The organism is Pseudomonas sp. BSw22131 (genome assembly GCF_026810445.1).
GTDB lineage: Bacteria > Pseudomonadota > Gammaproteobacteria > Pseudomonadales > Pseudomonadaceae > Aquipseudomonas > Aquipseudomonas huanghezhanensis.
In genome coordinates this window covers 1,714,330-1,727,460 of record NZ_CP113949.1, presented here as the reverse complement: position 1 = coordinate 1,727,460, position 13,131 = coordinate 1,714,330, and the positions used below count along the sequence as shown (strand labels likewise).

The 13,131-nt window shown below is 59.6% G+C and carries 10 protein-coding genes; 8 read left to right on the top strand and 2 right to left on the bottom strand.

Features of this window, described 5'->3' with window-relative positions:
• The first annotated feature begins 22 nt into the window (after nucleotides 1-22).
• Nucleotides 23-658 (top strand): RluA family pseudouridine synthase, encoded by a 636-nt coding sequence (locus tag OYW20_RS07675; protein ID WP_268800103.1) that lies wholly within the window; start codon nucleotides 23-25, stop codon nucleotides 656-658.
• A 716-nt stretch (nucleotides 659-1,374) separates the two neighbouring features.
• Here the strand turns inward: OYW20_RS07675 and OYW20_RS07670 are convergent.
• Nucleotides 1,375-2,930 (bottom strand): IS3 family transposase gene (locus OYW20_RS07670; protein ID WP_268800102.1). Its coding sequence is split into 2 segments (ribosomal slippage): nucleotides 1,375-2,468 and nucleotides 2,468-2,930, totalling 1,557 coding nucleotides; the frame shifts between segments, so codons are not numbered across the junction.
• A 331-nt stretch (nucleotides 2,931-3,261) separates the two neighbouring features.
• On the opposite strand from OYW20_RS07670, the gene OYW20_RS07665 reads away from it, so the two are divergent.
• The gene (locus OYW20_RS07665) at nucleotides 3,262-4,551 is read left to right on the top strand and encodes a M18 family aminopeptidase (RefSeq protein ID WP_268800101.1); all 1,290 of its coding nucleotides are present in this window, start codon (nucleotides 3,262-3,264) and stop codon (nucleotides 4,549-4,551) included.
• A 386-nt stretch (nucleotides 4,552-4,937) separates the two neighbouring features.
• Nucleotides 4,938-7,127 carry a mechanosensitive ion channel family protein gene (locus tag OYW20_RS07660; protein ID WP_268800100.1) on the top strand — a complete coding sequence of 730 codons (2,190 nt, stop codon included), beginning with the start codon at nucleotides 4,938-4,940 and terminating at the stop codon, nucleotides 7,125-7,127.
• A gap of 116 nt (nucleotides 7,128-7,243) precedes the next feature.
• Here OYW20_RS07660 and OYW20_RS07655 read toward each other — a convergent pair whose 3' ends face one another.
• Nucleotides 7,244-7,963 carry a UTRA domain-containing protein gene (locus OYW20_RS07655; RefSeq protein WP_268800099.1) on the bottom strand — a complete coding sequence of 240 codons (720 nt, stop codon included), beginning with the start codon at nucleotides 7,961-7,963 and terminating at the stop codon, nucleotides 7,244-7,246.
• Between the two features lie 360 nt (nucleotides 7,964-8,323).
• Here OYW20_RS07655 and OYW20_RS07650 point away from each other — a divergent pair, with 360 nt between their 5' ends.
• From OYW20_RS07650 to OYW20_RS07630, 5 genes are all read left to right on the top strand, one after another.
• Nucleotides 8,324-9,391, top strand: coding sequence for an ABC transporter substrate-binding protein (locus OYW20_RS07650; RefSeq protein ID WP_268800098.1), 1,068 nt, complete (start codon nucleotides 8,324-8,326; stop codon nucleotides 9,389-9,391).
• Between the two features lie 281 nt (nucleotides 9,392-9,672).
• Nucleotides 9,673-10,479 (top strand): alkaline phosphatase family protein, encoded by an 807-nt coding sequence (locus OYW20_RS07645; protein ID WP_268800097.1) that lies wholly within the window; start codon nucleotides 9,673-9,675, stop codon nucleotides 10,477-10,479.
• Nucleotides 10,476-11,318, top strand: coding sequence for an ABC transporter permease (locus tag OYW20_RS07640; RefSeq protein WP_268800096.1), 843 nt, complete (start codon nucleotides 10,476-10,478; stop codon nucleotides 11,316-11,318). Before OYW20_RS07645 ends, OYW20_RS07640 begins: the two co-directional genes overlap by 4 nt.
• Nucleotides 11,305-12,102 (top strand): ABC transporter permease, encoded by a 798-nt coding sequence (locus OYW20_RS07635; protein ID WP_268800095.1) that lies wholly within the window; start codon nucleotides 11,305-11,307, stop codon nucleotides 12,100-12,102. Before OYW20_RS07640 ends, OYW20_RS07635 begins: the two co-directional genes overlap by 14 nt.
• Before the next feature lies 1 nt (nucleotide 12,103).
• Nucleotides 12,104-13,093 (top strand): ABC transporter ATP-binding protein, encoded by a 990-nt coding sequence (locus tag OYW20_RS07630; RefSeq protein ID WP_268800094.1) that lies wholly within the window; start codon nucleotides 12,104-12,106, stop codon nucleotides 13,091-13,093.
• Nucleotides 13,094-13,131 lie beyond the last annotated feature (38 nt).

Below are 13,131 nucleotides of genomic sequence, written 5' to 3'. Positions count from 1 at the left end.
GTTCACGCTTTGAGGCCGTTACATGCCGTTGTCGAACATCCGCATCATTCACCAGGACGAAGCCGTTCTGGTGGTCGATAAACCTACGCTGTTGTTGTCAGTGCCCGGTCGAGCCGACGACAACAAGGACTGCCTGATTACCCGTCTGCAGGAAAACGGCTATCCCGAGGCGCGGATCGTTCATCGTCTGGATTGGGAAACGTCGGGGATCATTCTGCTGGCGCGTGACGCGGACACTCATCGCGAGTTGTCGCGGCAGTTTCATGATCGCGAAACTGAAAAGGCCTACACCGCGCTGTGCTGGGGACAGCCGACGCTGGACAGCGGCAGTATTGATCTGCCGTTGAGGTATGACCCGCCGACCAAGCCGCGTCATGTGGTGGATCATGACTTCGGCAAGCATGCGTTGACGTTCTGGAAGGTGCTGGAGCGGTTCGGTACCCATTGCCGCGTAGAGTTGACGCCGATTACCGGGCGTTCGCACCAGTTGCGCGTTCATATGTTGTCGATTGGGCATCCGTTGCTGGGTGACGGGCTGTATGCGCATCCGGAGGCGCTGGCGGCGTATCCGCGGTTGTGCCTGCACGCGGCGATGTTGAGCTTTACCCATCCGGTGTCAGGCGAGCGACTGCGGTTTGAGTGTCCTGCGCCGTTTTGATGATGGTTTTTTGTTGGCGCGCCGATATCGGTCAGGCGCAAAACCTGTAGGAGCGAATTCATTCGCGAGAGGCCTGTTTCGGCGTTGCTGTTTCTGAGCGCCAGCCAACGGGTTTTCGTTCTCACTCATTCCCTGTTTATTGTGTGTATATCCGTTATCTAGAGTGCTGCTGATATCAGTTTCGCTTTTACAGCGAGTCACTTTTGAAAAGCACCAAAAGTAACCAAACCGCTTTTGCTCCCGGTTTGGCCTGCACCCAGGTCGCGATTTGTGGTGTTTGGGCTGGCGTGAGTGAAGATCAAGGGCATTCGCTTTTCTGCTTTGGGCGCTGGGTCGGGCTTTGTTAAAACCACACCGGCCTCTCGCGAATGAATTCGCTCCTACAGGTTTTGTGTCGTGCCGGGCTTTTGAGTGATAGACAAAAATGCGTATAGGTTTTGTGTCGTGCCGAGCCTTCGGATACGCCGCAAAGTGCGACTTTGGAAGGCCGAACGCAGGCGTTGCGCAGGGGACAGCGCGGCATGGATGCCGCGCTAGCCGCCCCCGGCCATGGATGGCCGATGGCGGCGTGTCCCCGGAGCAATGCCGGAGTGAGGGAACCCGACGAAGTCGGGCCGGACACGGGAGCAAGACCTTTTGGTTACTTTTGCGGCGTTTGGCAAAAGTGACTCGCTGTAAGCGGCGTTTTTCAAGGTAGTTGTCGCGTCACCGTCTAACTATGCTGCTCTTTTCTCGACCTGTTGCTCTCGATCCGGATTCAGCAGCACGGTGCCAATCGGCTTCCAGTTACGCGTCCGACCTGACCAACGCTCCGGTTTGTTTTCCTTCGCTCGTTCGTACAGCTCATGTCGCTGGGCCAAGACCTGATGATCCAGTCCTCGATGCCGCTCAGCCGGTGTGACGAACCGGATGCGGCTATGTCGGTGCTCGTTGTTGTACCAGCGCATAAAACCCCTCACCCAAGCCCGAGCAGCATCCAAACTGGCAAAACCATCCTGCGGCCATTGCGGGCAGTATTTCAGGGTTCTAAACAGCGACTCCGAGTACGGATTGTCGTTGCTGACACGCGGTCGGCCACGTGACGGGGTGATGCCCAGGTCGTACATTTTGCTCAGCAGTGTCACCGACTTCATCGGTGCACCGTTGTCCGAGTGCAGCACCAGCGGTTCGCGTAAACACTGCTCGCCTATCACGCTGCGTTGCAGCAGTGCGGCGGCTTTCTCGCCGCTCTCCACGTCGTAGACCTCCCAGCCCACGGCCTTGCGGCTGTAAATATCCTCGATCAGATAGAGGTAGTAATACTTGCCGCGTACCGGCGACGGCAGATACGTGATGTCCCACGACCACACCTGATTGGGTGCGTTGGCTGCGTGTGTTGTCGGTGCTGCGTGTCTTCTGGGCCGCAGGCTACGGCCTCGATGTTGCTGCTGGCCCGCTGCGCGCAAGACGCGATAAAACGTCGACTCCGACGCCAGATAACAGGCTTGGTCGGCCAGTCGCGGCACGATCTGGCTTGGCGGCAAGTGGGCATACTGCGGGCTGTTACACAGCGTCACAATGGCCTGTCGCTCTGCCTCGGTCAGCGCATTTCGTGGCGTTGGCCGTGTGACCGTCGTACGGGCGTCGGTCTGGATAGCGTCTGTTTGAGTCCACCGTTGCAAGGTGCGCAGCGACAGACCAACTTCCCGACAGGCCCTGATTTTTCTGGCTCCCGCCGCGACCGCTTCGCCCAGCCAGGCCACGAGTAACTGCCGCTCTGGCAGAGACGTTAGTTGGCCTCGTCGTCGGTCGTTCCCCAGTAGTCGTTGAGCTTTTTTCGCAGCACCAATAACGCGGCTGTTTCAGCGAGCGCCTTGTCTTTGCGGCGCAGTTCGCGCTCAAGTTCCTGGATGCGTTTCTTGTCTTTACGAGCTTGCTCGCGGTCTTCTTTCTGCTGGACTTTGGTCGATTTCTGGCCGGTGATAAAAGCTTGTCGCCAAGCCGTGATTTGCTCGGGATAAAGGCCTTTGCGGCGGCAGTATTCACCCAGGTCGATCTCGGACAAACCGGCGGCTTCAAGCACGACAGCAAACTTGGTTTCGGCTGACCAGTTCTCGGTCAGCGACTTGTTTTCGGACACTGCACTTCCTTCAGAACTGAGCTGTTTGCGCCAGTTGGACAAAGACATTTCGCTGACCCCTTCGCGCCGGGAAACCTCGGCCATCGACAGGTTCAGCGGGTGAAGCAGCATCTTGAGTAATGCGGCTCTGCGTTCAGGTGAATAGTACGGCACGACCAGTCTCTTTCCGCCCCCGATATACTTTTTTAGGAAAAACCGGAGAGGCGACAACTATCCTGACACCGGGGGTAAGAGCGAAACCAATATCAGCAGCACCCGAGCTAACGGATATACACCCAATAATCAAAACGTCAGTTAGCCAAGATGCATTGGCTAGCGCATAAAAAAAACGCCAGCCACACCAGCCTCTCGCGAATGAATTCGCTCCTACAGGTTTTGCGCCATGCCGGGCTTTTGGATACGCCGCAACCTGACACCCTCGAGGCCACTCGCCCCAACAGCCATTGGCCTGTAAACTCGCGCCCATCGCTGTCTGGAGTAGCTTATGCGCGAAGAGTTGAACCAAGGCCTGATCGATTTCCTCAAGGCCTCTCCCACCCCCTTTCATGCCACCGCAAGCCTCGTTCAGCGCCTCGAAGGCGCCGGTTATCAGCGCCTGAACGAACGTGAGACCTGGACCACCGAAGCGGGCGGTCGCTATTACGTCACCCGCAACGACTCATCCATCGTCGCCTTCAAACTGGGCCGTTTGTCAGCCCTGAGCGGCGGTATCCGACTGGTCGGCGCCCACACCGACAGCCCGTGCCTGCGGGTCAAGCCGCAACCCGAACTGCAGCGTCAGGGTTTCTGGCAACTGGGCGTCGAAGTCTATGGCGGCGCCTTGCTCGCCCCATGGTTCGACCGGGATCTGTCGCTGGCAGGACGTGTCACCTACCGCCGCGATGGCAAGGTCGAAAGCCAGCTCATCGACTTCAAACTGCCGATTGCGGTCATCCCCAACCTCGCGATTCACCTCAATCGCACCGCCAACGAGGGCTGGGCAATCAATGCACAGACCGAGTTGCCGCCGATCCTGGCGCAAGTGGCCGGTGACGAGCGCGCTGACTTTCGCGCATTGCTCACCGATCAACTTGCCCGCGAACACGGCCTGAACGCAGACGTGGTGCTCGATTACGAGCTGAGCTTCTACGACACACAAAGCGCGGCCGTGGTCGGACTGAATGGCGACTTCATCGCCGGGGCGCGTCTGGACAACCTGCTGTCGTGCTTCGCCGGCCTGCAAGCGTTGCTCAACGCCGAGACCGAAGAAACCTGCCTGCTGATCTGCACCGACCATGAAGAAGTGGGTTCGTCTTCGGCATGCGGTGCTGACGGCCCGATGCTTGAGCAAATCCTGCAACGGCTGCTGCCGGACGGCGACGAGTACGTGCGCACCATTCAGAAGTCACTGCTGGTCTCGGCCGACAACGCCCACGGCGTGCATCCGAACTACGCCGACAAACACGACGGCAACCACGGCCCCAAGCTCAACGCAGGCCCGGTGATCAAGGTCAACAGCAACCAGCGCTACGCCACCAACAGCGAAACGGCCGGTTTCTTCCGGCATTTGTGCATGGCTGAAGAAGTGCCTGTGCAAAGCTTCGTGGTCCGCAGCGACATGGGCTGTGGCTCGACCATCGGCCCGATTACCGCCAGCCATCTTGGGGTGCGCACGGTCGACATCGGTTTGCCTACGTTCGCCATGCACTCGATTCGTGAGTTGGCGGGCAGCCAGGATCTGTCCCATCTGGTGAAGGTACTGACCGCGTTTTATGCGTGCGTCGAGCTGCCGTAGCGGTTGACACAGCACCGGTAGGAGCGAACTTGTTCGCGAGGCGGCATGTATGGCACAACGCATCGTCTGCTTCGCCAACAAGTTGGCTACAGGACCGGCGCATTTCTGGATGCGCGTTTTGATCTGTAGACGCGAATTCATTCGCGGGGCGTCAGGATTGATTCAACCCGTGACGCCGCCTCGCCAACAAGCTGGCTCCTGCAGGAGCGTCAAGATTCTCGGAAAACTCACCTGAGTCGCCGCGCCTTCGCCAACCGCGAGCCTGCGCCAAAATTGCCGCTCGCCAAGGCAGGACACCGCTCGTAAACTCAGACGCCCCTGTCTGAGGCGCCAGCCCACTGGCGCTGGCTGTATCGGACGCCTGCCGATTCGAGGTTGATTGCCCGGTGATTGCTCCCGCCCGCCTGCTTGTTTTGTCCCGCCTGCTGCTGATTGCGCTGTTGGCGCTGCTCCCTGTCGCGTTGACACAGGCGGCAGGTTTGCCGGGGCTGTTGGGCAGCGCAGAAAAAACTCAACCACAGGCACAGGAGCCGCTCGGTCAGTCGCTGGACGAGGTCATCACCTCACTGGAGAACGACCAGCAGCGTGCCCGATTGCTGAGCGATCTGAAGAAACTTCGGGACGCCACGAAGAAGGCGCAACCCACCGCCGAGCAAGGCGTGCTGGGCTTGATCGGGAGTTCGTTCGCCGAGCTGGAAAGCCAATTCACCGGCGAAGACAGCCCGCTCAGTCGTTGGTCGTATGAGGTCGGTATGGCGCAGGACGAGCTGATGGCTCTGATGCTGCCTGCCAATCAATGGTGGCCCATCATCTTCAGCTTTGCCGTGGTATTGGCGCTCTGGAGCCTGTCGGCCGCCGCGTTGATCTGGCTCGGGCATAAAGTGCGATTGCGCTTCGGGCTGTCCGAAGAGCTTCCCCAACACCCGCGCCCCTGGGACATGCTGCGTTTTGCACTGCGTAAATTGGGCCCATGGCTCGTGGCGCTTATCTTCACCATTTACCTGAGTTACTCGCTGCCACCGTCGCTGGGCCGGGACCTGGCCATGGTGCTGGCCTATGCGCTGGTGGTCGGCACACTGTTTTCAGCCATCTGCGTGATTGCGTTCTCATTGCTCGATGGCCCGCATCGGCATCAGGCGCTGTACATCCTGCGCCATCAGGCCTTTCGACCGCTGTGGTGGATTGGCAGTTTTGCAGCGTTCGGTGAAGCGCTCAGCGATCCGCGGCTGGTGGCCAGCCTCGGCGTCCATCTGGCGCACACCGCGGCGACCCTGGCCAACGTCATGGCCGCCGCATCTAGCGGGTTGTTCGTCATCCGCTTCCGCCGCCCCATCGCCCACCTCATCCGCAATCAGCCGCTGTCCCGCCGCCTGAAGCGCCATGCGCTGAGTGACAGCATCGACGTTATCGGCAACTTCTGGTACTTGCCTGCTCTGGTGCTGGTGGCGGTGTCGTTGTTCGCGACATTCTTCTCTGCCGGCGACACCAGCACCGCGTTGCGCCAGGCTCTGATCTGCACCGTGCTGCTGATTTTGTGCATGGTGATCAACGGGCTGGTGCGGCGGCATTCGCAAAAACCTGCCCACGGTCACAAACGTCACGCTCTGTATTCGGACCGTTTGAAGCACTTTTTCTACACCGTGGCGCACCTCTTGGTATGGCTGGTGTTCATCGAGCTGGGGCTGCGGGTCTGGGGATTGTCGTTGATCCGCTTTGCCGATGGCGAAGGCCACGACATCAGCATCCGGCTGATCGGTCTGGCCGCCACGCTGATGTTTGCCTGGCTGATCTGGATCATCAGCGACACCGCCATCCATCACGCCCTCACCCGCTCGCGCAAAGGTTTAGCCAACGCCCGTGCGCAGACGATGATGCCGTTGATTCGCAACGTGCTGTTCGTGACGATTTTCATCATTGCGCTGATCGTCGCGCTGGCCAACATGGGCATGAACGTGACGCCGCTGCTGGCGGGCGCCGGCGTGATCGGTCTGGCGATTGGCTTTGGTGCGCAATCGCTGGTGGCGGACCTGATCACCGGGCTGTTCATCATCATCGAAGACTCGCTGGCCATCGACGATTACGTGGACGTTGGCGGGCATCTGGGTACCGTCGAAGGGCTGACGATTCGCACAGTCCGGCTACGCGACATCGACGGCATCGTGCACACCATTCCGTTCAGCGAGATCAAGAGCATTCAGAATTATTCACGGGAGTTCGGCTACGCTATTTTCCGTATCGCCATCCCATCGAGCATGACCATCGATGATGCGCTGAAGATGATTCGCGATGTCGGTCAAAAGATGCGTGCCGACCCGCTACAGCGCCGCAATATCTGGTCGCCGCTGGAGATTCAAGGGGTGGAAAGCTTCGAGTCAGGCAACGCCATTTTGCGTGCCCGCTTCAAGACGGCGCCGATCAAGCAGTGGGAAGTGTCACGGGCGTTCAATATGTCCCTAAAACGCTATCTGGATGAATCGGGCATGGACCTGGCAACGCCACGACTGAACGTGCAGGTCAGCACCAGTGGCGGAAGCGTGACCGGGGTTCGCTCAAACAAGAACGATTCGGCGGGCTGAACACACTCTCATTGTAGGAGCGCGCTTGCCCGCGATGGCGGTGGGTCAGTATCGAATGCGTAAACTGACACACAGCGATCGCGGGCAAGCGCGCTCCTATAGCGATGTCAGCGACTTTAAATCTCCCCCACCACCGCACTTACATGAATCGCATCATGCCGCCAATACTCCAGATCGCAATCGATCAAACGGCCCTGCTGGTCGTGATTGACCCGGGCGATGCGCAAACCGGGGCTACCAATCGACACCTTCAGCGCAGCAGCTGCATCAATGGGTAACGACGTCGGCACCATCTCGAAACGCACCTGACCGTAACGAATGCCATAACGGCCTGCATAAAGCTCTGTCAGTGACTGGTTGAGGTCGAATTCGAGGATCTGCGGGAAGTATTCGGGGTTGAGGTAGTGCTCCACATACAGCACCAGACGCTGATCAATGCGTCGCGCGCGGCAAATCTGGATCACGCTGGACAGCGCCGACAGTTGCAGCAGCCCGCAGATGACCGCCGAGGCCGGTTGCAGCCGCGCGGAAATCACCTGGGTCGCGGGCACTCGGCCTTGAGCCTGAACCATCGCGTGAAAGTGGCTGCGGCGCATCAGGTCATAGGCCAGTCGCGGCGGCGAGATGAACCAGCCACGGCGCTCCTCGCGGTAGATCAGGCCCTGAGCCTCGAGCTGCACCAGCGCCTCGCGCAAAGTAATGCGTGTCGTATCGAAGACCTCGCTCAACTTGCGCTCAGCCGGCAACTTGCTGCCCGGCGGCAACAGGCCGTGTTCGATCTGCTCTTGCAGCGCGTTGCAGATGGTCGTCACCGCTCGGGGCATTTCTTCGCGCATTGCGTTACCTATCTGGACTAGACCAGCGCTATTTAAGGGCAGTGTCGCTTGCTGAATGGCCCGTTTCAGTGCTCCAGAGCCTAGGCAGCGTAGATGACCGTTGCGTGACATTCCACGCCGAGGCCGCTGCTGCGCCGGCGCTAAGCAAATCGTCAGACCCTTGCAGATCAAGCGGTTGAGCATGGTCTACGCTCATTTCACAGCGATCTGCGGAGCTATGGCTTGCTCCAGCAAGAGTCGGTCCAGACACGAAAATGTCATCCAACAGGCCTAACTTGGCTCAGGTATTGCTGACCTAGACCAACCTACCCGCAACGATCACTTCTAAGAATTCGTCGAGAAGTGCACAAGGAGCTTCGAATGAAACACCTTTTGCTGGCATCACTCCTGGGTTCGGCCATTGCGCTGAGCACATCGGCCATGGCCGCGGACGCTGACCTGAAAACTCTGGAAGCCGCAGCCAAGACCGAAGGCGCGGTCAACAGTGTCGGGATGCCCGATGACTGGGCCAACTGGAAAGGCACCTGGTCTGACCTGACCGCCAAATACGGCATCAAGCACATGGACACCGACATGAGCTCGGCCCAGGAAGTGGCCAAGTTCGATGCGGAAAAAGACAACGCCAGCGCCGATATTGGTGACGTCGGTGCAGCGTTTGGCCCGATTGCCACTGCAAAAGGCGTGACTCAACCGTACAAGCCAAGCACTTGGGACCAGGTCCCGGATTGGGCGAAGGACAAAGACGGTCACTGGGCACTGGCCTATACCGGCACCATCGCGTTTATCGTCAACAAGAAGCTGCTGCACGGCTCTGAAGTCCCAACCAAATGGGCCGACCTCAAGTCTGGCAAATACAAAGTCACCATCGGTGACGTGAGCACCGCAGCCCAGGCAGCCAACGGCGTCCTGGCCGCTGCGATTGCCATGAAAGGCGACGAAACCAATATCGCGCCCGGCCTGCAGCTGTTCACGGAACTGGCTAAACAGAAACGCCTGGGCATCAACAACCCGACCATCCAGACCATGGAAAAAGGTGAAGTGGAAGTCGGGATCGTCTGGGACTTCAACGGCCTGAGCTACAAGGCCAAGATGGCCAACCCCGATGATTACGTGGTGCTGATCCCGTCCGACGGCTCCGTGATCTCCGGTTACACCACCATCATCAACAAATACGCCAAGCACCCGAACGCGGCCAAGCTGACGCGCGAATACATCTTCAGTGATGCCGGCCAGACCAATCTGGCGCGTGGCAACGCTCGTCCGATTCGTGCCGAGCACTTGAAGCTGCCGGAAGACGTTCAAAAACAACTGCTGCCTAACGAGCAGTACAAAGGCGTGACCCCGATCAAAGACCCGGCCGCATGGGAAAAGACCTCCAAAGCCCTGCCTCAGCAATGGAACGAGCAAGTCATCGTCGAAATGCAGTGATGCCCGGCTGGCGCTTCAAGGATGAAGCGCCAACTCTTGCGAAACACCGAAGTTCCGCTTCTGCCCGGAGGGCGCAGGAGTTCAGCTTGCTGACGATCTGCCGGGAACCGGCAGCCTAACCTGAACATGCAAAACACCTGACACTGCCAGGGTGTCTGGCTTACTAACGCTTCGCGGCAGATCGTCAGCAAGCTGGACTCCCACGGCCTGCGGCCAGAATCAAAAGCAGATCACTGCCAGGCCTCGCTTGCACATCGAATTCAAGTACCCCGGAGCGGCACATGAAACACAACGTCATCCTGATCCTGCTGGACGGCTTGAGCTACAGCGTTGCCCAGCATGCGATGGGGCATCTGCTGGCCTACAGCAATGCTGGCCGCGCTGCGCTGTACAGAATCGAGTGCGAGCTGCCTTCGTTGTCCCGCCCACTGTACGAATGCATTCTGACCGGCGTTGCGCCCATCGACAGCGGCATCGTGCACAACCAGGTGTCACGCCTGTCCACCCAGCGCAGCGTGTTTCACTACGCCAAAGACGCAGGCCTGACCACCGCCGCTGCGGCCTATCACTGGGTCAGCGAGTTGTATAACCGTTCGCCGTTCATCGCAGCGCGAGATCGCCACACCGACGCCCCGGAACTGCCGATTCAGCACGGGCACTTCTATTACGTCGATCACTACCCCGACTCCCACCTGTTCGATGACGCCGAGCATCTGCGCGTGCGCCATGAACCAAACTTTCTGTTCGTTCACCCCATGAACATCGACGACGCCGGGCACAAGCACGGCCTCGACACCCCGCAATACCGCAACAGTGCGCGCACGGCCGACATCATCCTGGCCCAATACCTGCAACGCTGGCTCGACGCCGGTTATCAAGTGCTGGTGACCGCCGATCACGGCATGAACAACGACCGCTCCCACAACGGCATCCTGCCGGAAGAACGCGAGGTGCCGCTGTTCGTGATGGGCGACGCGTTCACCCTCAATCCCGACGCTCAACCCAAACAAACCGATCTGTGCGGCACCGTCTGCGAACTGCTCGGTGTGCCCCACGACAAGCCCGTCTGCAGGGAGATGCTCAAGTGAACTCACAAAGTCGGGGCAAGTGGCTGGGGCTGCTGTGCCTGCTGCCGTTCGCCATATTCTTCATTATTTTCCAGATCGCACCGCTGGCCTGGGTCGCGATCAACAGCCTGCATTCCGACGCCGGCTGGGGCCTGGAAAACTTCATCAAAGCGTTCGACTCGCGCTTCTATCGTCAGGCGATCCAGTACAGCCTGGAGATCAGTTTCTGGTCGAGCGTGATCGGTATCTTCATCGCTATTCTGGGCAGCTACTCGCTGCGCAAAGTGCCTTCGCGGCTGCGCGACTTCGTCAGCGCGTTCGCCAACATGACCAGTAACTTCTCCGGCGTGCCGCTGGCCTTTGCTTTCATCATTCTGCTGGGCTTCAACGGCACGCTGACGCTGATTCTCAAACAGGCCGGGATCATCGATGACTTCAACCTGTACTCCAAGACCGGCCTGATCATTCTCTACACCTATTTCCAGATCCCGCTCGGCGTGCTGCTGCTGTACCCGGCGTTTGACGCACTGCGTGAAGACTGGCGCGAATCGGCGTCGCTGCTGGGCGCCAGCACCTGGGATTTCTGGCGTCACATCGGCCTGCCGGTGCTGACACCTGCCCTGCTCGGCACGTTCGTGATCCTGCTGGCCAACGCCCTTGGCGCCTACGCCACGGTCTACGCGCTGACCACCGGCAACTTCAACGTGTTGCCCATCCGGATCGCGGCAATGGTGGCCGGCGACATCACGCTGGACCCGAACATGGCCAGTGCACTGGCGATGATTCTGGTTGGCCTGATGACGCTGGTGACTGTCGTCCATCAATGGCTGTTGAAGAGGAGCTACCATGTCTCGCGCTGAACAAGGCCCGGCCGGGCTCTACCACCGCATCGTGGTGTACATCCTGTTTCTGATTCTGCTGGCGCCGCTGCTCGGGACGTTCGTCTATTCCCTCGCCACCAGTTGGTCGGCGACGATCCTGCCCAGCGGTCTCACGTTCAAATGGTACGTGGCTCTGTGGAGTGATCCGCGTTTTCTCATCGCTTTTGGTCAATCACTGCTGGTCTGCGTGGGCGCACTGATTCTGTCGGTGGTGCTGGTACTGCCGCTGCTGTTCGTTGTGCATTACCACTTTCCGAAACTCGACAGCGTGATGAACATCCTGATCCTGCTGCCCTTCGCCGTGCCGCCCGTGGTGTCTTCGGTCGGGCTGTTGCAGCTCTATGGCTCGGGGCCGATGGCGATGGTCGGGACGCCGTGGATTCTGATCGGCTGTTACTTCACCGTCGCGTTGCCGTTCATGTACCGGGCGATCACCAACAACCTGCAGGCGATCAATTTGGTGGACCTGATGGACGCGGCTCAATTGCTTGGCGCCAATACCTTTCAGGCCGCGTTTCTGGTGGTGCTGCCGAACCTGCGCAAGGGCCTGATGATCGCCCTGCTGCTGTCGTTCTCGTTCCTGTTCGGCGAGTTCGTGTTCGCCAATCTGCTGGTCGGCACCCGTTACGAGACCTTGCAGGTTTACCTGAACAACATGCGCAACAGCAGCGGCCACTTCAACAGCGCGCTGGTGATCTCCTATTTCCTCTTCGTGCTGCTGCTGACCTGGGCCGCCAACCGACTGAACAAGGACAACGACTGATATGAGCTTCGTCAGTGTTGAAAACCTGCAAAAGAACTACGCCAGCACAGCCGTCTTCAGCGATATCAACTGCGTGATCCACAAAGGCGAATTCGTCACCCTGCTCGGCCCGTCCGGCTGCGGCAAATCCACCCTGCTGCGCTGCATCGCCGGCCTGACATCGGTCACCAGCGGACGCATCTTTCTGGATGGCAAGGACCTGGTTCCCGTGTCGCCACAGAAGCGCGGCATCGGCATGGTGTTCCAGAGTTACGCGCTGTTCCCGAACATGAACGTGGAGCAGAACGTTGCCTTCGGCCTGCGCATGCAGAAGGTCAACGCCGATGAAAGCCAGCAACGCGTGGCCGAGGTCTTGAAGCTGGTGGAACTGGGCGACTACGCCAAGCGCTATCCGCATCAGTTGTCCGGCGGCCAGTGCCAGCGTGTGGCACTGGCGCGCTCGCTGGTGACGCGCCCTCGCCTGTTGTTGCTCGACGAGCCGCTGTCGGCACTCGATGCGCGCATCCGCAAGCACCTGCGCGAGCAGATCCGCGCGATTCAGCAGGAGCTGGGTCTGACGACGATTTTCGTGACCCACGATCAGGAAGAAGCGCTGACCATGTCTGACCGGATTTTCCTGATGAATCAGGGCCGGATCGTGCAAAGCGGCGACGCTGAAACCCTCTACACCGCGCCGGTCGATGCGTTCGCCGCCGGCTTCATCGGCAACTACAACCTGCTGGAGGCGGACGCCGCCAGCCGCCTGATGCAGCGCCCGATCAACAGCCGCGTGGCGATTCGCCCGGAAGCCATTCAACTGAGCCTGACCGGCTCGCTGGAAGGTGAAGTGCGCAGCCACAGCCTGCTGGGCAACGTGATCCGCTATCGCGTCGAAGCCCGAGGCGTGGAACTGGTGGTGGACGTGCTCAACCGCTCGGCCAGCGACTTGCACCCGAAGGGCCAGCGCGTCACCCTGCACATTGAAGCGTCGGCGTTGTGTGAAGTGGCATGAACTCGACGCCAACCCTGTAGGAGCGCGCTTGCCCGCGA